This window comes from Agrobacterium sp. ST15.13.013, assembly GCF_027956525.1.
Lineage (GTDB): Bacteria > Pseudomonadota > Alphaproteobacteria > Rhizobiales > Rhizobiaceae > Agrobacterium > Agrobacterium salinitolerans.
Map to the genome: position 1 here is coordinate 271,877 of NZ_JAQKGP010000003.1, position 18,050 is coordinate 289,926.

General features: G+C 61.3%; 19 protein-coding genes. 5 read left to right on the top strand and 14 right to left on the bottom strand.

All coding sequences use genetic code 11. The features are described 5' to 3' along the window. Nucleotides 1-43: 43 nt before the first annotated feature. On the top strand, nucleotides 44-367 hold the full coding sequence (locus PL597_RS04945) for a hypothetical protein (protein WP_269823276.1): 324 nt from the start codon (nucleotides 44-46) through the stop codon (nucleotides 365-367). On the opposite strand, the gene PL597_RS04950 is transcribed toward PL597_RS04945, so the two are convergent. Together PL597_RS04950 and PL597_RS04955 are read right to left on the bottom strand one after the other, a co-directional pair. Then, entirely contained in the window at nucleotides 368-1,618 is a 1,251-nt protein-coding gene (locus PL597_RS04950; protein ID WP_173988268.1) for a class I SAM-dependent RNA methyltransferase, read from the bottom strand. After that, nucleotides 1,615-2,367: a TlyA family RNA methyltransferase gene (locus tag PL597_RS04955; protein ID WP_271364688.1), complete on the bottom strand. Its 753-nt coding sequence runs from the start codon at nucleotides 2,365-2,367 to the stop codon at nucleotides 1,615-1,617. Before PL597_RS04955 ends, PL597_RS04950 begins: the two co-directional genes overlap by 4 nt. A gap of 268 nt (nucleotides 2,368-2,635) precedes the next feature. Between PL597_RS04955 and PL597_RS04960 the strand changes: the two genes are divergently transcribed. After that, nucleotides 2,636-4,657 carry a methyl-accepting chemotaxis protein gene (locus PL597_RS04960; protein WP_077982837.1) on the top strand — a complete coding sequence of 674 codons (2,022 nt, stop codon included), beginning with the start codon at nucleotides 2,636-2,638 and terminating at the stop codon, nucleotides 4,655-4,657. Nucleotides 4,658-4,735: 78 nt separating this feature from the next. On the opposite strand, the gene PL597_RS04965 is transcribed toward PL597_RS04960, so the two are convergent. After that, entirely contained in the window at nucleotides 4,736-5,698 is a 963-nt protein-coding gene (locus tag PL597_RS04965) for a nucleoside recognition domain-containing protein (RefSeq protein WP_271364689.1), read from the bottom strand. A 121-nt stretch (nucleotides 5,699-5,819) separates the two neighbouring features. Between PL597_RS04965 and PL597_RS04970 the strand changes: the two genes are divergently transcribed. After that, on the top strand, nucleotides 5,820-6,272 hold the full coding sequence (locus tag PL597_RS04970; protein ID WP_137410964.1) for an Lrp/AsnC family transcriptional regulator: 453 nt from the start codon (nucleotides 5,820-5,822) through the stop codon (nucleotides 6,270-6,272). Nucleotides 6,273-6,292: 20 nt separating this feature from the next. Here the strand turns inward: PL597_RS04970 and PL597_RS04975 are convergent, their stop codons facing one another. Then, nucleotides 6,293-6,601 (bottom strand): putative quinol monooxygenase, encoded by a 309-nt coding sequence (locus PL597_RS04975; RefSeq protein WP_137409871.1) that lies wholly within the window; start codon nucleotides 6,599-6,601, stop codon nucleotides 6,293-6,295. A 5-nt stretch (nucleotides 6,602-6,606) separates the two neighbouring features. After that, nucleotides 6,607-7,401 (bottom strand): helix-turn-helix domain-containing protein, encoded by a 795-nt coding sequence (locus tag PL597_RS04980; RefSeq protein ID WP_271364690.1) that lies wholly within the window; start codon nucleotides 7,399-7,401, stop codon nucleotides 6,607-6,609. Nucleotides 7,402-7,508: 107 nt separating this feature from the next. Between PL597_RS04980 and PL597_RS04985 the strand changes: the two genes are divergently transcribed. Further along, the gene (locus PL597_RS04985; protein WP_137409873.1) at nucleotides 7,509-7,871 is read left to right on the top strand and encodes a nuclear transport factor 2 family protein; all 363 of its coding nucleotides are present in this window, start codon (nucleotides 7,509-7,511) and stop codon (nucleotides 7,869-7,871) included. 55 nt (nucleotides 7,872-7,926) lie between these two features. Here PL597_RS04985 and dxs read toward each other — a convergent pair whose 3' ends face one another. The 7 genes from dxs to PL597_RS05020 all read right to left on the bottom strand — a co-directional run bounded on the left by dxs (nucleotide 7,927) and on the right by PL597_RS05020 (nucleotide 14,211). Further along, nucleotides 7,927-9,846, bottom strand: coding sequence for a 1-deoxy-D-xylulose-5-phosphate synthase (gene dxs, locus PL597_RS04990; RefSeq protein WP_271364691.1), 1,920 nt, complete (start codon nucleotides 9,844-9,846; stop codon nucleotides 7,927-7,929). A gap of 99 nt (nucleotides 9,847-9,945) precedes the next feature. Beyond that, on the bottom strand, nucleotides 9,946-10,869 hold the full coding sequence (locus PL597_RS04995; RefSeq protein WP_269834121.1) for a pirin family protein: 924 nt from the start codon (nucleotides 10,867-10,869) through the stop codon (nucleotides 9,946-9,948). A gap of 249 nt (nucleotides 10,870-11,118) precedes the next feature. Beyond that, a complete protein-coding gene (locus tag PL597_RS05000; protein WP_003503059.1) occupies nucleotides 11,119-11,373 on the bottom strand; it encodes an exodeoxyribonuclease VII small subunit in 255 nt (84 codons plus the stop codon). Nucleotides 11,374-11,375: 2 nt separating this feature from the next. Beyond that, on the bottom strand, nucleotides 11,376-12,311 hold the full coding sequence (locus tag PL597_RS05005) for a histone deacetylase family protein (protein ID WP_191217009.1): 936 nt from the start codon (nucleotides 12,309-12,311) through the stop codon (nucleotides 11,376-11,378). Nucleotides 12,312-12,333: 22 nt separating this feature from the next. After that, the gene (locus PL597_RS05010; RefSeq protein ID WP_080856029.1) at nucleotides 12,334-12,897 is read right to left on the bottom strand and encodes a biotin transporter BioY; all 564 of its coding nucleotides are present in this window, start codon (nucleotides 12,895-12,897) and stop codon (nucleotides 12,334-12,336) included. A gap of 31 nt (nucleotides 12,898-12,928) precedes the next feature. Beyond that, entirely contained in the window at nucleotides 12,929-13,534 is a 606-nt protein-coding gene (locus tag PL597_RS05015; protein WP_271364692.1) for an energy-coupling factor transporter transmembrane component T family protein, read from the bottom strand. After that, nucleotides 13,531-14,211, bottom strand: coding sequence for an energy-coupling factor ABC transporter ATP-binding protein (locus PL597_RS05020; RefSeq protein WP_271364693.1), 681 nt, complete (start codon nucleotides 14,209-14,211; stop codon nucleotides 13,531-13,533). Before PL597_RS05020 ends, PL597_RS05015 begins: the two co-directional genes overlap by 4 nt. Before the next feature lie 112 nt (nucleotides 14,212-14,323). On the opposite strand from PL597_RS05020, the gene PL597_RS05025 reads away from it, so the two are divergent. Next, nucleotides 14,324-15,517 carry a winged helix-turn-helix domain-containing protein gene (locus tag PL597_RS05025; protein ID WP_271364694.1) on the top strand — a complete coding sequence of 398 codons (1,194 nt, stop codon included), beginning with the start codon at nucleotides 14,324-14,326 and terminating at the stop codon, nucleotides 15,515-15,517. Nucleotides 15,518-15,792: 275 nt separating this feature from the next. Here the strand turns inward: PL597_RS05025 and ribB are convergent, their stop codons facing one another. Both ribB and aroC read right to left on the bottom strand, forming a co-directional pair. Then, nucleotides 15,793-16,893, bottom strand: coding sequence for a 3,4-dihydroxy-2-butanone-4-phosphate synthase (gene ribB, locus PL597_RS05030; protein ID WP_077982825.1), 1,101 nt, complete (start codon nucleotides 16,891-16,893; stop codon nucleotides 15,793-15,795). 11 nt (nucleotides 16,894-16,904) lie between these two features. After that, nucleotides 16,905-18,002 (bottom strand): chorismate synthase, encoded by a 1,098-nt coding sequence (aroC, locus tag PL597_RS05035; RefSeq protein ID WP_271364695.1) that lies wholly within the window; start codon nucleotides 18,000-18,002, stop codon nucleotides 16,905-16,907. Nucleotides 18,003-18,050: the final 48 nt, after the last annotated feature.

The window sequence follows — 18,050 nt, forward strand, 5'->3', positions numbered from 1 at the left end:
CCAAGACCGGATCGTACAAGCTCTACGCCCGAAAGCCAACCGCATGCGTCACGTCGTTTTCGCCCTGTCCGTCTTCCTCTGCGCCGCCACTGTCACCGAAGCGGCGGCGATAACGCGCCCTCCGGCGGCTTCCGCCGGCAATGTCATTCTGGCGCAATCCGTCATTACCGAAGACGATGGCTCGGATCATTACTCCGGCAGCAACCGCGACCGCCAGCGCCGCGCCCGTTTCGTCTGCGTCATCACCCCGCCGGAGAGCGCCAATCGCCGCCGGCCCTATATCTGCCCTATCGAGCGCGGCCGTGTTGGCGGCGCCTGCCGGTGCTCGGGGGTCGTCGGCAACGGCACGGTCGATACGGCCTGGTGATTATTTCTCCAGCGTCGCCACCGCTTCCACATGCGGCGACCACAGGAACTGGTCGACCGGCGTGACGCGGGTGATGCGATAGCCGCCTTCCGTAAGGATGGTGAGATCGCGCGCAAGCGTCAGCGGATTGCAGCTCACCGCAACGATCTTCTTCACCGTGCTGCGGGCCAGTTCCTTGCACTGGAATTCCGCACCGGCGCGCGGCGGATCGAACACGACGGCATCGTAATTCTTCAGTTCGCTTGTCATCAGCGGCCGGCGGAAAAGGTCGCGTTTCTCGACGCTCACCGGTTTCAGGCCCTGTGTGTTGCGGGCGGCGAAATCCAGCGCCTTCAATGGCTTGTCTTCCGCTTCCACCGCATGCACCTTGCCGATGCGTGCGAGCCTCAGCGCGAAAGTGCCGGAACCGCAGAAAAGATCGGCAATACGTTTGGACTTGCCAACATGGGCCAGCACCAGCTCGGCCATGGCGTCTTCCGCCTGCTTCGTCGCCTGCGTGAAACTACCGGCTGGCGGGGAAACCGCAACGCCACCGAATTCGATGATCGGCTTTTGCGGTTCGATCAGAATTTCACCTGAGAGCGAAACACGGGCAATGCCGCGCATGGAAAGCACCGTTTCCGTGAGTGTGCGCCGCTGCTTGTCGCTGACCGACTTGATGCCTTCGACCGAAATATCGAGACCCGAGAGCGTTTCGAGAACGGTGATGCGGAACGGTTCGGCATTCGCCACCATGGAAAGGCCGATGGCTCTGATAGCATCCAGCCGCGAAACGATGCCGGGCGATGTGACCGGACACTCCTCGATGGCGACGATGTGATGGCTGTTCGCCTGGCTGAAACCGAGCAGCAGGCCCTTTTCCGTCTTGCGGGCGGCAAACACCGCGCGGCGGCGCTCGCCGGGACGACAGATGACGAGATCGTCGACATCGGGAGTCAGGCCCTTCGATTTCAGTGCCGTAACCACCAGCTCCCGCTTGTAGGCGTGGTAAGGCTGATCGGAAAGATGCTGCAGCGAACAGCCGCCGCAGGTGCCGTTCTTGCCATCGGGACCGAAGTGGCGGCAGGCCGGTTCACGGCGCTCCGCCGAGGCTGCCGTTATCGACATGACGGTGCCGTGATCCTTCACCTTGGCGATGGCCACCGTTTCTCCAGGCAGTGCGAAGGGCACATAGACCGGGCCGTCGGGACAGTGCGCGATGCCGTCGCCCTGCGCGCCGAGGCTCTTGATGGTGACGGTCTGTGTGCTCATGGCTTTTCGCCTCCGAGAAGAAATTCGATATTGCCGTCGCCGCCGGAAATTGGCGAAGGAATGAGGCCGAGGCTTTTCCAGCCCATGTCTTCCGTCAGCCAGCGCTCCAGCTCGGCGGCCACGGCAGGCGCCGTTTCCGGCTCTTTCAGAAGCCCGGCCTTGCTGATGGCATCACGCCCCGCCTCGAATTGCGGTTTCACCAGCAGAACCGCGAGAGCACCATGCTCAGCAAGTTCGAGCGCCGGAGCAAGCGCGAGCTTCAGCGAAATGAAGGACACGTCGGAGACAATGAAGCCGATGGGCCGGTCATCGATATCTTCCGCCGTCAGGAAGCGGGCATTCAGCCCCTCCAGATTGGTGACACGCGGATCGTTCTCGATCCTTGCATGCATCTGTCCGTGGCCGACATCGATGGCGATGACGTGTCTGGCGCCACGTTCCAGCAGCACCTCGGTGAAACCGCCCGTCGAAGCGCCGACGTCGAGACAGTCATGGCCCGAAGGATCGAGCCGGAAATGATCGAGCGCGGCCACGAGTTTCAGCGCCGCGCGGGAAACATAGGACTGTGCCGGGTCGCTGATAGCGATTTCGGCATCGCCGGCGACCGTCTGGCTCGGTTTGGTGACGATTTTGCCGTTGACGCTGACGGTGCCGCGCGCAACCGCGTCGCGCGCACGCGAGCGGCTGGCAAAGTGGCCGAGCGACACAAGAAGCTGGTCAAGCCGTTCATTTTCAGATGTTTTGGACATGGTCCCGTGTCAATGACCGCCAAACCCCGCCGATGCAAGCAATTTATCGCGAAAAGGGACCGGCGATGCCCGTCGCCTTCCATGGATGTTGCACCGCAAAGTCCGAATGTTCGATTAATCCAATATAAAGGCTTGTATTGCACTTTGTGCCCACGGCCCGTGCGGCCGCCGGAACCTGCCATGACGGCGTCTCCTCCCATTCACAAAATTGCGGCCGTTGCAGCGCAGACGCTTGCTTCGAGGCATCGGGTCGCCGAGAGAGTTTGCGATGTCGCTGAAAAACCTCCCCATTAACCTGAAGCTTATTGCCACCTTCTGTGCATTGATGAGCGTGTGCCTGCTCGCTTCCGCGGTCGTATTCTGGCAGACGCTGGGGAGCGAGCGAATCGCGATTGAGAACAATCGCACCAACAACATCATGCACGCCGTGGATGGTGCGACGGCCGCCATGCTGGAGCAGGCCGTTAACCAGCGCGGCTTTCTGTTGTTTCGCAGCGATAGCACCTATAGTGATGTTTTCGCTCAGCGCGACATCATGCTGAAGAAGCTGAATGAGGCGCGCACTTTGGCCGCCGGTGAGCCCGAAATTCTGAAATCCATTGACGATATGGAAAAATCGGCGACCGTCTTCTTCAAGGAACTGGCGGAACCGCAGATTGCCGCGCGCAAGACGACCGAAGCGCCGATTTCCGACATCATCGAGATCGGCCGCAATCAGGCCAAGGGCCAGCTCGACGGCTTCCGCGCCTCCGCCGCCAAGATCAAGGAGCAGCTGAACGGTCTGTCCGCCGCTTACGCCGCAGAACAGCAGGCAGCCGCGCTCCACCTCAAATATGCGCTTCTGGGCGGCGGCGCGGTTGCCGGTCTTCTGGCCGTTGCCCTTATCTGGGCGCTGTCGCGCTCCATCGTTACGCCGATTGTCGGCATGACGGCGGCCATGAGCCGGCTTGCCGATGGCGATCTGACGACGGAAGTACCCGCCACGGATCGGGGAGACGAAGTGGGCAAGATGGCGAAGGCGGTTCTTGTCTTCAAGGAAGCTGGTCTCGAAAAGTCCCGCCTTGCCGGCGAGACCGATCGCATGCGCTCCGCGACAGAGGCTGAACGCCGCCGCAACGAGGAAGAAAAGGCCAAGGACGAAGCCGCCAGCGCTTTTGCCAGCGCCGAGCTTGGCAAGGGCCTTGCCGCTCTCGCAGATGGCGATCTTTCCTATCGCATCGAGACGCCTTTTGCGCCCGCCATCGATCCCGTTCGCGTGAATTTCAACAGCGCCGTCGAAAAACTCCAGCAGGCGCTGCGCACCGTCGGTGAGAATGCAGCCGCGATCAATGCCGGTGCCGCGGAAATGCTCTCCGCCGCCGACGATCTTTCGCGCCGCACCGAACAACAGGCGGCATCCATCGAGGAAACCGCCGCAGCGCTCGAAGAAGTCACCACCACGGTGCGCGACAGCGCCCGCGGCGCAGAAGATGCCGGCAATCTGGTTCAGCGCGCCCGCGCCGGTGCGGAGAAATCCGGTGTCGTGGTCCGCAAGGCGGTTGCCGCCATGCGCGAAATCGAGAAATCCTCGGGCGAAATCGGTAACATCATCGGCGTCATCGACGATATCGCTTTCCAGACCAACCTGCTGGCCTTGAACGCCGGCGTGGAAGCCGCCCGCGCCGGTGACGCCGGCAAGGGTTTCGCCGTGGTTGCGCAGGAAGTCCGCGAACTTGCGCAGCGTTCTGCCAACGCCGCCAAGGAAATCAAGACACTTATTAGCGCCTCCAGCCAGCAGGTGGAAAACGGCGTCAATCTGGTCGATGAAACCGGCAAGGCTCTGGAACTCATCGTGGCGGAAGTCGAAGAGATCAACGCCCATGTCAGCGCCATCGTCGTCGCTTCCCGCGAACAGGCAACCGGCCTGCAGGAGATCAACACGGCTGTAAACACGATGGATCAGGGCACGCAGCAGAACGCCGCCATGGTGGAACAGCAGACCGCCGCTAGCCATTCGCTGGCGCGCGAGGCGGAAGCGCTGAACGGCCTGCTCGGCCAGTTCAGGATGGGCGGCGCGCGCGCTGCCGTTGCCAGTGCCGGAGGATATTCCGCGCCGCGCCAGTCCTCCGCCAAGCCCGCCTTCCAGCCCGCGCCCGCCGCACCGGTTCGCAAGGCTCCGGTCAAGCCGGCTTCCGCAACCGCACGGCCGGTAGCATCGCCAGCCCGTGCACTTGGCCAGAGCCTCGCCCGCGCCTTCGGCGGTGCGGCCGAAGCGCCGGCCGCCAAGGATCAGGACTGGACGGAGTTCTGAGACGGGTTTTCAGACCGAACCTATGGATTGGGGGCCCAAAGGCCCTCTTTTTATTTTGGCGCTTTTCCTGAACATGCTCTATGCGCCCTGTAGCCGGAACATTCGCGCAAAGAACAGTTCGTCCGACAGGCGGTCAAGCAGGGCGGCAATGCCGGCGGTCGCGGCAATGGCGAAAACAAGCCGTCCGGCCAGTACGCCATAGACATCCGCGCCGAGCGACATCACCACGAGCGTGTCTTCAATCACGCTATGGGCAAAACCCATGAACACGCAGGACAGAAATACCTGCCGGGGCGATATTGTGCCCGATCGCGCCTCGCGGATCAGGAAGCCGGCGCCGTAGGAAATGCCGAGAAACAACCCGATGGCGGTGAGATGTTCGGCCTCGCCGCGAATGCCCGCAAGACGCAGCAAGGGCGAGAGCGCTTTCATCATCAGCGCCAGCAGGCGCGTCAGTCTGAGGATTTCAAGGCAAAGAGAAAGTGCCAAGAGGATCACGAACATCCAGACCATGGTTTCCCCGAGGCCGAGGAAGTAGGCGGACCATTCGGGCGTGGCGCTCATCGCAATCCAGGCAGGGTTGACCGGCGCGGAAAGCCACCCCGTCGCCTCCAGAACGTGATGCAACATGAAGGCATAGAGCAATCCGCCTCCAATTCGCAGGGCCGTGGTGACGATCATGCCGGGCCCCGCCTTTTCAATGATCTTCTGCTCGATGGGCAGGCCATGGGCGAACAGGATGAGCGCCGAAAAAACGGTGATATCCGCAACGGTCAGCGACGATGCGGGAACAAGCGTGAAGATGAGCGGTACGGCCCCCCATATGCCGACCAGCATTGCGGTCAGCCAGGCAAGACCGAGCTCCGGCGGCAGCCCCACGAGGTTCATGACCGGCGCAAAGGCAGGCGCCACCGCCTCGATCGCGCCCATCCTCGACAACAGCTCGGTCAGTATTGCGATCGGAACCGTAATCCGCACCAGCACCCAGTAGATTGCAAGCGTTTCCCGCGTTTTTTGCCAGATGGACTGAAGAACTGACATGTGAAGGCTCTCCTGAAGATTGTTCCCAATCACTACTGCCGGCCCATTCGCATTTGCGATCAAAGATTGCAGTTTTATGCAATTTTATTGCAAAGATATCGGTGGGCATTATGCTGCCGGCATGGACAGGATCGACCGGAAACTTCTGAACCTTTTGCAGAACGATGCCTCGCGCACCAATTTGGATATGGCCGACGAGGTGGGGCTGTCTCCATCCAGCTGCCTGCGCCGCCTGCAGCGGTTGCGCAAGTCCGGCGTGATCGACCGCATCGTGGCGATCCTCAACCCGGCAAAGGCGGGACGCGTCCTCAAGGCTCTGGTGACGGTTGAGCTGAAACTGCACGGTGAGCAGCAGATGCGTCGCTTTCTGGATATTGCCAGCGCCGAAGAGGCCGTGTCACAGGCTTATGCCGTCACAGGCGCAACAGATGTGGTGCTGATGTTGCGCCTGCGGGATATGGAAGAATTCGACGCCCTGTGTGACCGATTGTTCCGCGACCAGCACAATGTGGCGCGCTTTTTCACCATGGTCGTCATCAAGACGGCGAAAGAGGAGACGGCCATTCGGCTTTGATTGTTGTCCCGCTCGTCGATCTATGCGGCGTGATCTGCCCGCATGGGGCGCCAGACGGAAATATCGCGCGGGGCGTCGAGAAGCTCTGGCAGGGCGTCGTGCCATGCCTGGCGATAGGGCCGGTGGATCTGAACGTCGATGACGTCCTGATGGTCGCTCCAGGTCTCATGCAGCAGGAAGCGGTTCTCGTTCTCGCCATCCCGGTGCAGGGTTACGTTCACGAAGGTTTTCTCGTGTCGCATGGCGTCGAGCAGCGCGTTCAGCAATTCGAGAAAACGCTCGCGCTGGCCGGGGCGCACCTGAAAGCCGATAAGATAGGTGGTGTGCATGGGCCTTACTCCTTGGTGCTGGGCATCAGTGCTTCGCGGGTTGCCGCATCGGCGGGGTAGAAACATTCCAGCACCAGCTCGGACAGTGTCACGTCGGTGGCAGTGCCGAAAACCGTGGTGGTTGAAATGAAGCTCAGGATAGCGCCCGAGGACGGATCACGAAGCTGGAGAGGTATCGCCAGCGGATCGGCACCGGCGGTATAGGCAGAAAGCTTCGGTGCGGGATAGGCCGCAAGCTCTGCTTTCAGGCGGGAAAGTACGTCGTCTCCCGTTTCCTCCACCTGACGTTTCAGCCGTTCCAGCAGGTGGTGCCGCCATTCGGCAAGGTTGACGATGCGGGAACTCAAGCCATCGGGATGCAGGCTCAGCCGCAACGCATTGAGCGGCGACTGAAGCAGTTCGGCGGAAACGCCGGCGAGCAGCGATGTGATCGCATCATTGGCAAGAACCACGTTCCAGTGCCGGTCAACGGCAAGAGCGGGGAAGGGCATGTGCCCATGCACCACGGTTTCGGCGGCTTGCCGCGCTGCTGCCATGTCAGGTGCATCCAGCGATCGTTCGGAATGAACAGGCGCATAACCTGCCGCCAGCATCAGCCGGTTGGCGGCGCGGGCGGGCATTGAAAGCTGCTCCGCCAGCCTCACCAGCATGTCACGGCTGGGAGATGAGCGCCCGCTTTCCACAAAACTCAGATGGCGCGTGGATATGTCAGCCTCTACCGCCAGATCGAGCTGGCTCAATCTGCGGCGAGCTCGCCATTCTTTCAGCACCTGGCCGACATGTTCTCGATGATGTGTCATGCCCCGCAGCCTAGCAGAAGATATCGCCAATGCGATTACCTCGCAGGTAATTGTTCCGCTTCCCAGACCCCGGCATGTTTGGGCCGTCAACCCACAGGAGAACAATCATGACACAGCATCTCGCAATCGCCGAAACCTATCTCGCGGTCTGGAACGAGGAAGACGGCGAACGCCGCAAGCAGTTGGTAAACAAGGCATGGGCCGAAACCGCCCGTTATATCGATCCCCTGATGCAGGGCGAGGGCCAGAAGGGGATCGCCGCGATGATCGAGGCGGCGCGGCAGAAGTTTCCCGGATATCGCTTCGTGCTGACGGGAACCCCTGACGGACACGGCGATTTCACCCGTTTCTCATGGCGTCTGATTTCGCCTGACGGAGACGATGTTGCCGGCGGCACCGATGTTGTCAGCCGCGATGCCGACGGGCGGATCGATAATGTCGTCGGCTTTCTTGATGGCGCGGCGGGATAACACCGTGAGGGGGGCAGGATCATCTGCCCGCCTCCTTCACCTTGGGAAGCGTGATTCAGCCCGCAAATCCCACGCCGGCCTGACGCTGGCCAAGCGCATTGAACACGGTGGAAACGATGCCGGCCCGGTCGAGGCCGGCATTGGCATACATGGTCTCGGGCTTTGCCTGTTCCACCCACTGGTCGGGCAGGGTCAGTGTGCGAACCTTCGGGCCGTGGTCGAGCAAACCGGCACTGGCCATGAAATGCAGCACATGTGCGCCAAAACCGCCGACAGAGCCCTCCTCAATGGTCACCAGAACCTCGTGATGGCTGGCAAGCTGGCGGATGAGGTCGAGATCGAGCGGCTTGGCGAAGCGCGCATCGGCAACCGTGGTCGAAAGTCCGGCGGCATCCAGATCCTCGGCGGCGGCCAGGCATTCCGCAAGCCGGGTGCCGAAGGAGAGCAGCGCAACCTTGGAGCCTTCCTTGATGATGCGGCCCTTGCCGATCTGCAAAATCTCGCCGCGTACAGGCATTTCGACGCCCACACCTTCGCCGCGCGGATAACGGAAGGAAATCGGGCCTTCATCGTAAGCTGCAGCCGTGCGGACCATATGTTTCAGCTCCGCTTCGTCCGATGCAGCCATCACCACCATGCCGGGCAGGGTGGCAAGGAACGTCGTGTCGAAGGAGCCGGCATGGGTCGGTCCATCGGCGCCGACGAAACCGGCGCGGTCGATGGGGAAACGCACGGGCAGGCTCTGGATGGCCACATCATGCACCAGCTGGTCGTAACCGCGTTGCAGGAAGGTGGAATAAAGCGCGCAGAACGGCTTGTAACCATCTGCCGCAAGTCCCGCCGCGAAGGTGACGGCGTGCTGTTCGGCAATGCCGACATCGAAGGTGCGGGCCGGGAAAAGCTCGGCCATCTTGTCGAGACCGGTACCATTCGGCATGGCGGCCGTCACACCGATGATCTTGTCGTCGAGCGTCGCTTCCTGGATCAGGGCTTCGGCAAAGACGCTGGTATAGCTCGGCGCATTCGGCTTGGCTTTCGCCTGCGCGCCGGTAATGACGTCGAACTTGTTGACGCCGTGATATTTGTCCGCTGCCGCTTCCGCCGGCGCGTAACCCTTGCCCTTCTGGGTCACCACATGGATGAGGACGGGACCTTTCTGGTTGTCGCGCACATTGCGCAACACCGGCAAAAGGTGATCGAAGGAGTGACCGTCGATCGGGCCGATGTGATAAAAGCCAAGCTCCTCGAACAGCGTGCCGCCGGTTACGTAACCGCGCGCATGTGTCACTGCGCGGGTAATGGCGCGGTCGATGGTCTTGCCGAGATAGGCCGTCAGTTTCTTGCCGAAATCGCGAAAACCCATATAGGTGCGGCCGGAGGCCAGCCGCGCCAGATAGGCGCTCATGGCGCCGGTCGGCGGCGCAATAGACATATCGTTATCGTTGAGGATGACGATCAGCCGCGCATCGAGCGCGCCGGCATTGTTGAGCGCCTCAAACGCCATGCCCGCCGACATCGAGCCGTCGCCGATGACGGCGATCACCTTGCGGTCGCTGCCTTCAAGACCCGCCGCCACCGCCATGCCGAGACCGGCGGAAATGGAGGTGGAGGAATGGCCGGCGCCGAAATCGTCATAGTCGCTTTCCGCACGGCGGGTGAAGCCGGAAAGCCCGTTTTCCTGGCGCAGCGTGCGGATGCGGTCACGACGGCCGGTCAGGATCTTGTGCGGATAACATTGGTGGCCGACATCGAAGATCAGTCGGTCTTCCGGCGTGTTGAAGACCTTGTGAATGGCAATCGTCAGTTCCACCACACCGAGGCCGGCCCCCAGATGGCCACCGGTTTTCGACACGGCGTCAATCATCTCGTCGCGCAGTTCCCGCGCCAGTTCCGGCAGGTCGCGATCATCGATCTCCTTGAGATCGGAGGGGAAATTCACCCGGTCGAGCAATGGTGTCTGTGGCATTCCGGTCAATCGTTCGGCCTTTTCTTGTCGTCAGCAGGGCGCGCCAGAGCGGCTTTCATGGTGAAAGCCAACGGTTCGGCCTTGCATGTCGTACACTTCTATAGAATTTCAACCTTCCGGCAAAGGGACAAACTCTTCTTCGTCGCCGGGAACAATATCGAAGCGTCCGGTTCTCCACTCCTGTTTGGCCTGTTCTATGCGTTCTTTTGATGACGAAACGAAGTTCCACCAGATGTAACGGCGCTCATTCAGCGCCGCCCCGCCGAAGATCATGATGTGACAGCCATTGCTGCCGGCCTGAAGAGTGATGTCGTCGCCCGGCCGGAAAACGAGGAGCTGGTCGGCGGCGAAGATATCACCGGCCACATCCAGCGAGCCGGAGAGAATATAGATCGCCCGTTCTTCATGGTCGGCGGAAAAGGGAAACTTTACACCCGGTTCCAGAGTCAGGTCGACATAAAGCGTATCGGTAAAGGCCGAAACAGGGGAGGTGAGCCCCTCGAATTCACCGATCACCACCCGGCCGGACGCGCCCTTGATATCGATCAGCGGCATGTCTTCCTTGGCCGTATGGGCAAAGGCGGGTGCGATTTCTTCCATATGGTCTGGCAGGGCAAGCCATGTCTGCAGGCCGGACATGGACAGCGGATGGCCGCGCAGGTTTTCCGGCGTGCGTTCCGAATGCACGATGCCGCGCCCGGCCGTCATCAGGTTGATGTCGCCGGGGCGGATGACAAGCTCGGTGCCGAGACTGTCGCGATGCTTGATTTCGCCGTCGAACAGATAGGTGACGGTGGAAAGGCCGATATGCGGATGCGGCTTCACATCAAGCGCCTCACCGGCCTTCAGGATCGCCGGGCCCATGCGGTCAAAAAAGATGAACGGGCCGACAAGCCGCCGCTGCCGGGTCGGCAGCGCACGCCGCACCGCAAAGCCGCCAATATCGCTGGTGCGGGGAATGATGAGGTTCTCGATGGCGTCGCAGGCAAAAGCATCACCCGCGACGGGATCGTTACCGGGAAAGAAGGACATGGCTTGCTCCTCGTATCGTCTGGCGGGAGTTTAGCATAACGGATGGGGAGGGGGAGGGTCGGGATATCGAACGCTGCGTTAACTGCGGTTATGGAAACACCCCTGCCGTCATCCTCGGGCTTGACCCGAGGATCCACAACCCGTTGAAATCAATGGATCCTCGGGTCAAGCCTGAGGATGACGTCGAGTATGCTGATTGGGGACGTAGCAGCCTGTGGAATCACGTCCAAACGCTGCCGCCATGGCCGATCACTCCCCGTCCAGCGGCTCCACGCCCTGCGGCTTGCCCGCCCGGTCAAGACGGATTTTCTCGATCCGCTTCTCGGCGGCATTCAGCAGCGTCTCGCAATGTTTCTTCAGGGCTTCGCCGCGCTCGTAGATGGCGATGGATTCGTCCAGCGCCACGTCGCCGCGTTCCAGACGTGCGACAATGCTTTCCAGCTCGGCGACGGCTTTTTCGAAAGAATAACCGCTGACATCGGCTGTGTTGGCATTTTCCGTCATGTTCAACCCTTCATCATTCTCAAAATATGCATGGCTGCCGATTCCGCCAGCCCTTCCAGATCATAACCGCCTTCAAGCAGGCTGACGACCCGGTTCGAGGCGTATTTGTCGGCCATTTCCAGAAGTCGGCCCGTCGCCCAGTCGAAATCTTCGCCCACCAGATTGATCTGCGCCAGCGGATCGCGGTGATGCGCGTCGAAACCGGCGGAGATGAGGATGAGGTCTGGCGAAAAATCGGCAATCGCCGGCAGCACGCGCGACTTGAACGCTTCGCGAAAATGCTCGCTGCCGGTGTTGGGCGAAAGCGGCGCATTGACGATATTGTTCTTCACGCCGGTTTCGTTTTTATCGCCGCTCCACGGGTAAAGCGGCATCTGATGGGTGGAACAGAACAGCACTGACGTGTCGTTCCAGAAGATGTCCTGGGTGCCGTTGCCGTGGTGCACGTCCCAGTCGATGATGGCCACGCGCTCCGCGCCGTGCGCCTTCTGCGCGTGGCGGGCGGCAATCGCCACATTGTTGAAAAGACAGAAACCCATGGCCTTGGCTGTCTCGGCATGGTGGCCGGGCGGACGGGCCGCGACGAAGACATTGTCGGCCGAGCCGGTAAACACGTCATCCACGGCCGCCATGGCAGCGCCAATGCCGGTCAGCGCCGCCTGCAGGCTTTTTGGCGAGAGATAGGTGTCGGACTCGATCCGGTTGATCTCGCCATCCTCTTCGGGCACCTGCCGCATGACGGCAAGCAGATGCTCTTCCGGATGCGCCAGCAGCACCGCATCCTCATTGGCCTGCGGCGCTTCCTTCCGTTCCAGCCGCTCGAAATTCGGATGTTCAAGCGCGATGTTCAGCGACCGCAGCCGGTCCGGCCGCTCGGGGTGACCTTCGGGCGTGATATGTTCAAGGAAGATCGGATGTTCGTAAAGACGTGTCGCCATTCTATCCTCCAGGAGAAAACGTTCAGGCACGCTGCGGCAGAAGCGGATAACCCGCCATCACGGCGCGGCCGGCAAGGGCTGCGAGCACGGCCTTCAGCGCATCGCCCGGAATGAAGGCGAGCGAGCCCATGAAGGCCTTTTCGAAACCAAGCCCGACGACCAGCGCCAGATAGGTGATGCCGAAAGCATAAAGCACGACCACACCGCCGATCAGGCTGGCGACGAAGAAACCGATGCCCTGTGTGAGAGCGGACTGGCCGCGATTGACGAGTTTTTCCGAGAGCGTGCCGGTAACGAAGGCAGCTGCGATCCAGCCGATCAGGAAGCCCGTCGTCGGCGTGGTGAAGATCGAAAGGCCGCCGCGTCCGCCCGACAGGACAGGAAGACCGATGGCAGCGATGAGAATTGTCAGGAGAACCGCAAGCGTACCGCGCTTCGCGCCCAGCACGACACCCGCCAGCATGACGCCGAGCGACTGCGCGGTGATGGGCACGGGAATGAAACCGAGCGTGATCGGCGGTAGAAGCCCGAGTGCGATGATGATGGCGGAAAACAGCGAAATCAGCACGAGGTCGCGGGTTGTCATGGCTCGGAAACTCCGGATGGTTATCTGGCCGTCAGCTTTGGCCTCTGAAACCGCGCGCGTCAATGGCGTCGGCAATGGCGTCCGCATCCTTCAACGTCATAATCACCAGCGGCACGATGATGGTGGCCATCCGCACGGGCAGGCCGCGCGCCAGATGCGCATCACGCACCGCATGGTAACGATTGACGATCTCAGGCACGAACCGCACCACCAGCCCGACGGCAAGCCCGATATCGGCGGCCTTCACCAGCCCCAGCCTTTCAAGCGGCGCAGCGGCAAGGGTGATCTCGTCCATGAACTGCGAAATACTGACGGTGATGGTGACGGCGGTTGCAAGCAGCGCCAGCGCCGTCAGCCGCAGGAGATTGACGCTGGCGTCATGTGTGGTAAGCAGGAGATAACTGAAGGCGGCGACAAGGAAGATGGTCAGCATCACCGGCCGCAGCCGCAAAGCGACCTCGCGGAAGGGCAGCCGCGTAGCGCCCAGAATAAGGGCGGCCAGAACCGTCGCGCCTGCGAGAACCAGCAGATCGCGGGTGAGGAACAATGCGATGCTGAAACCCATGAGCGTCAGGAGCTTGAGGCGCGGCGAGACGCGGTAGAGCCAGCCGGTGCCTTCTACATGCAGCGATTTCATCGCGATACCACCTCCAGATAGCGCGCCACCGCTTCTTCTGGGGCGGCGTCGGCAACCAGTGCGCCTTCATGGAAAACCAGCACCCGGTCGAAACCCGCAACCAGCGGCAGATCGTGGGTGATGACAACAAGCGCCTGCGACAGCGCCGCCATGGTCATTTCCACGATGGCGCGGTTCTTGAGATCAAGCTGGTTGGTCGGCTCATCGAGAATGAGGATTTGCGGTTCGGTGACCAGCAGCGCAGCCAGCGCCGCCAGCTGCAATTCGCCGCCGGAAAGCTCATGCGCGCGCCGTTCTTCGAGATGAGAAATGCCGAGCCGGGCAAGAACGGCCTTCACCCGGTTTTCGATCTCGGCTCTGCCAAGCCCGAGCTGCTTCAGCCCGAAGGCGACGTCGTCGCGCACGATCGGCAGGATGATCTGGTTCTGCGGATTCTGGAAGATGAAGCCGACCGTCTGCAAGACCGCCCTGGCGTCCGTCACGGTATCGAGACCGTTCACCGAAACCGTGCCTTCGCTCGGTCTGTTCAGCCCGTTGATCAGCCGCGCAAAGGTAGTCTTGCCGGAACCATTAAGGCCGATCACGCCGACACGCCGTTCGGTCAAGGTCAAAGACAGCGGCCGCAAGGCCTGCCGGCCCTCGAAAGCGACACCGGCGGCGTTAAAACGGATTTCCAAGCTTACATCCTCACGCTCGTTTCCGGTTCTATACCCCGTCATCAACAGAAGTGAAACAAGGAACAAAAAAAGAACATTGCAATCCTGAAAAAGCCGTTCTACCTTCGCCACCATGGCGATCAAGGTTTCGAACGAAGCGGCAAGGCGGATTTTTCTGGCGCGGCAGGGGCTTTCCTCTCCGCCCGGCAAGGCGCTTTCCAAGAGCGACCTGCTGCAGCTCATCACCGATATCGGTTTTGTGCAGGTGGATAGCATCGGCACGGTGGAGCGCGCCCACCACCAGATTATTTTCTCCCGCAACCAGACCTACAGGCGCGGCCATCTGACCACGCTCTTGGAAAAGGACCGGGCGCTTTTCGAGCACTGGACGCATGACGCCTCCATCCTGCCGACGGAATTTTATCCCTATTGGAAACATCGCTTCCGCCGCCGCGAGCCGATCATTCAGGAACGCTGGCGCAAATGGCACGGCGAGGGTTTCGACGCGGCTTTCGGCGAAACGCTTCAGCGCATTGCCGCAACCGGTCCGGTTCTGGCGCGGGAGTTGAAGGAGGAGGGGCACCAGTCCGGCGGCTGGTGGAACTGGCATCCCTCCAAGACCGCGCTTGAATATCTCTGGCACACCGGCAAGCTTGCCATTTCCGGCCGCGTGAATTTCCAGAAGGTCTATGATCTGGCCGAACGGGTCATTCCCGGGGAGCATCACGAGACCGAGGTGGAGCACGCCGAATTCGTTGACTGGGCCTGCCGCGAGGCGCTGAAGCGGCTGGGTTTCGCCACCCATGGCGAAATCGCCGCCTTTTTCGATCTCGTCACCCCGCAGGAGGCGAGGGACTGGGTCAAGAGCAACCGCGACGAGCTATGCGAGGTGTCGCTTCTCGCCCGCGACGGCACGGCCCGCCCGTCCTATGCCTTTGCCGGTTTTACCGCTGACCTGACTGACGTGCCAGAACCCTCCGCCCGCGTTCGTGTGCTGAGCCCCTTCGATCCCCTGTTGCGAGACCGCAACCGTATGGAACGGTTGTTCGGATTTTATTACCGCATTGAGGTCTTTGTGCCGGAGCCGAAGCGGCAATACGGCTATTACGTTTTCCCGCTTCTGGAGGGTGACAGGCTTATCGGCCGCATCGACATGAAGGCGGATCGCAAGCGCAGCACGCTGGATGTACGCCGCCTGTGGCTGGAGCCGGGCGTGCGCGCCTCGGCTGGACGGCTGGAGAAGCTGGATGCGGAACTGGTGAGGCTGGCGCGGTTTACGGGGGTGGAGAGCGTGAATTATCTGGAGGGCTGGCGGGCGGAGAAATGAAGTCGGTCGATTGAGAATATTGTCAGACCAGTGCGTTTTCAAACGCAACGTATTCTCGCGCTTTGGGCAATATTGTAGCAAGGCGTTGCGGCATATTTCTTCTCCCCGCCGGGGAGAAGGTGGCCCGAAGGGTCGGATGAGGGGGCAACGCTAGCGATATGCGGAGAGCTCGCCCCCTCATCCCGCTGCCGCGGACTTCTCCCCGGCGGGGAGAAGAAACAAACGGAACACGCTCGCCTCACAATTGCGCTGTGAAGCTAGACTGAATCTTAAAATCAGCAGATATCCGTCGCCGAAATCTGGATGCCGAACCCTTCCAGCCCGACATAATGCCGCTCGCGCGTCGTCAGCAGCTTGATGGAGCTGATGCCAAGGTCTTTGAGAATCTGCGCGCCGAGGCCGATTTCCAGCCATTCGTTTTCGCGAGAACGGGCCTGTGCATGCGCTTCATCCGGGTCGCGCGCCTTGCGGCGTCCAGCTACCTGGCCGACGCCAACGGAGCCTTCGCGCAGATAAACGATGACACCGCGGCCTTCTTCGGCAATCTTCTGCATATAGTGCCGCACCGGCTGGCGGTCGCCGAAGACGTCATCGGCAACGTTTTCCGGATGCAGGCGCACGGGGATGTCGACGCCGTCGCGGATATCGCCAAAAATCACCGCCATATGCTGCATCGGGTCCCAGGGCAGCGAATAGGTCTGCGCTTTCGCCGGCCCGAAGGGCGTCTCGATGGTGAAGGAGGATTCCATCTCCACCAGCGTTTCCTTGCGCTGGCGATAGGCGATGAGATCGGCGACCGATACGTGCTTCATGCCGTGTTTTTCGGCAAAATCCAGAACCTGCGGGCCGCGCATCACGCTGCCATCGTCATTCACCAGCTCGCTGATGACGCCGATGGGCGGCAGGCCGGCGAGCCGGCAGAGATCGACGGCCGCTTCGGTATGGCCGGAGCGCATCAGCACGCCGCCTTCGCGGGAAATCAGCGGGAAGATGTGGCCTGGCCGCGTGAAATCCGACGCGCCGACATTCGGGTTGGCGAGATTGCGCACGGTCAGGGTACGGTCATCCGCTGAAATACCGGTCGTGGTGCCGTGCTTGAAATCGACGCTGACGGTGAAGGCCGTCGTATGCGCGCTGTCGTTTTCCGCCACCATGGCGTTGAGGTTCAGCCGCTTGGCCTCCTCGCGCGGCATGGGCGCGCAGACGATGCCGGAGGTGTGGCGCACGATCAGCGCCATTTTTTCCGGCGTGCAGTGAACCGCCGAAATGATCAGGTCGCCTTCGTTCTCACGGTCGTCATCATCGGTCACGACGACGATTTCGCCGGCTTCGAAAGCGCGGATGGCGTCGACAACGCGTTTCTGGTCATAGGCCATGGCGGTTCCCTCTATTTCAAGCGGCCGGTCTGGCCGCGGTCTCGCAGATAATGGTCGGCAACGGTGCAGGCGATCATCGCTTCACCGATCGGAACGGCGCGGATGCCGACGCAGGGGTCGTGGCGGCCCTTGGTGCGCACATCGACATTGTTGCCATCGGTATCGATGGACAGGCGCTCCGTCAGAATGGAGGAGGTGGGCTTGATGGCGAAGCGGGCGATGACAGGCTCGCCGGTCGCAATGCCGCCCAGAATGCCGCCGGCATGGTTGGACAGGAAGATCGGCTTGCCGTCATTGCCCATGCGCATCTCGTCGGCATTTTCCTCGCCGGAAAGCTCGGCCGACGCAAAACCTTCGCCGATCTCCACGCCCTTGACGGCGTTGATCGACATCAGGTTGGAGGCGATATCCTGATCGAGCTTGGCATAGATCGGCGCGCCGATGCCGGCCGGAACGCCTTCCGCCACCACCTCGATCACAGCCCCGATGGAAGAGCCAGCCTTGCGGATGCCATCGAGATATTCTTCCCAGACGGGCACCATCTCGACATCGGGGCAGAAGAATGGGTTCTGGTCGACCTGATCCCAATCCCAATTGTCGCGGTTGATCTTGTGCTTGCCGATCTGCACCAGCGCGCCGCGAACGTTGAGGCTGGGCACCACCTTGCGAGCGATTGCGCCGGCGGCAACACGCGCCGCCGTTTCGCGTGCGGAGGAGCGACCGCCGCCACGATAATCGCGAATGCCGTATTTCAGGTCATAGGTGAAATCCGCATGGCCGGGGCGGAAACGTTTGGCGATCTCGCCGTAATCCTTGGAGCGCTGGTCGGTATTTTCGATCAGCATGGAGATCGGCGTGCCTGTCGTCGTCATCGTCTCGCCGTCCTCATCCAGCATGACGCCGGACAGAACTTTCACGATGTCGTCCTCGCGGCGCTGGGTCACGAAACGGCTTTGGCCCGGTTTGCGTTTGTCCATCCAGTGCTGCAGCTCGGCAAGGGTAAAGCGGATGCCGGGCGGGCAACCATCCACCACACAGCCGAGCGACGGCCCGTGGCTTTCTCCCCAGGTGGTAACGCGAAAAAGGTGACCGAAACTGTTATGCGACATCGTTCTCAAGACCGGAAACAGGGCGCCTGTGGACGGCGCCGTTTAAAA

Bases quoted from the DNA above. Each gene is read 5' to 3' on its own strand.
- PL597_RS04945 (WP_269823276.1), top strand. From the start codon at position 44: ATGCGTCACGTCGTTTTCGCCCTGTCCGTCTTCCTCTGCGCCGCCACT.
- PL597_RS04950 (WP_173988268.1), bottom strand. From the start codon at position 1,618: ATGAGCACACAGACCGTCACCATCAAGAGCCTCGGCGCGCAGGGCGAC.
- PL597_RS04955 (WP_271364688.1), bottom strand. From the start codon at position 2,367: ATGTCCAAAACATCTGAAAATGAACGGCTTGACCAGCTTCTTGTGTCG.
- PL597_RS04960 (WP_077982837.1), top strand. From the start codon at position 2,636: ATGTCGCTGAAAAACCTCCCCATTAACCTGAAGCTTATTGCCACCTTC.
- PL597_RS04965 (WP_271364689.1), bottom strand. From the start codon at position 5,698: ATGTCAGTTCTTCAGTCCATCTGGCAAAAAACGCGGGAAACGCTTGCA.
- PL597_RS04970 (WP_137410964.1), top strand. From the start codon at position 5,820: ATGGACAGGATCGACCGGAAACTTCTGAACCTTTTGCAGAACGATGCC.
- PL597_RS04975 (WP_137409871.1), bottom strand. From the start codon at position 6,601: ATGCACACCACCTATCTTATCGGCTTTCAGGTGCGCCCCGGCCAGCGC.
- PL597_RS04980 (WP_271364690.1), bottom strand. From the start codon at position 7,401: ATGACACATCATCGAGAACATGTCGGCCAGGTGCTGAAAGAATGGCGA.
- PL597_RS04985 (WP_137409873.1), top strand. From the start codon at position 7,509: ATGACACAGCATCTCGCAATCGCCGAAACCTATCTCGCGGTCTGGAAC.
- PL597_RS04995 (WP_269834121.1), bottom strand. From the start codon at position 10,869: ATGTCCTTCTTTCCCGGTAACGATCCCGTCGCGGGTGATGCTTTTGCC.
- PL597_RS05000 (WP_003503059.1), bottom strand. From the start codon at position 11,373: ATGACGGAAAATGCCAACACAGCCGATGTCAGCGGTTATTCTTTCGAA.
- PL597_RS05005 (WP_191217009.1), bottom strand. From the start codon at position 12,311: ATGGCGACACGTCTTTACGAACATCCGATCTTCCTTGAACATATCACG.
- PL597_RS05010 (WP_080856029.1), bottom strand. From the start codon at position 12,897: ATGACAACCCGCGACCTCGTGCTGATTTCGCTGTTTTCCGCCATCATC.
- PL597_RS05015 (WP_271364692.1), bottom strand. From the start codon at position 13,534: ATGAAATCGCTGCATGTAGAAGGCACCGGCTGGCTCTACCGCGTCTCG.
- PL597_RS05025 (WP_271364694.1), top strand. From the start codon at position 14,324: ATGGCGATCAAGGTTTCGAACGAAGCGGCAAGGCGGATTTTTCTGGCG.
- ribB (WP_077982825.1), bottom strand. From the start codon at position 16,893: ATGGCCTATGACCAGAAACGCGTTGTCGACGCCATCCGCGCTTTCGAA.
- aroC (WP_271364695.1), bottom strand. From the start codon at position 18,002: ATGTCGCATAACAGTTTCGGTCACCTTTTTCGCGTTACCACCTGGGGA.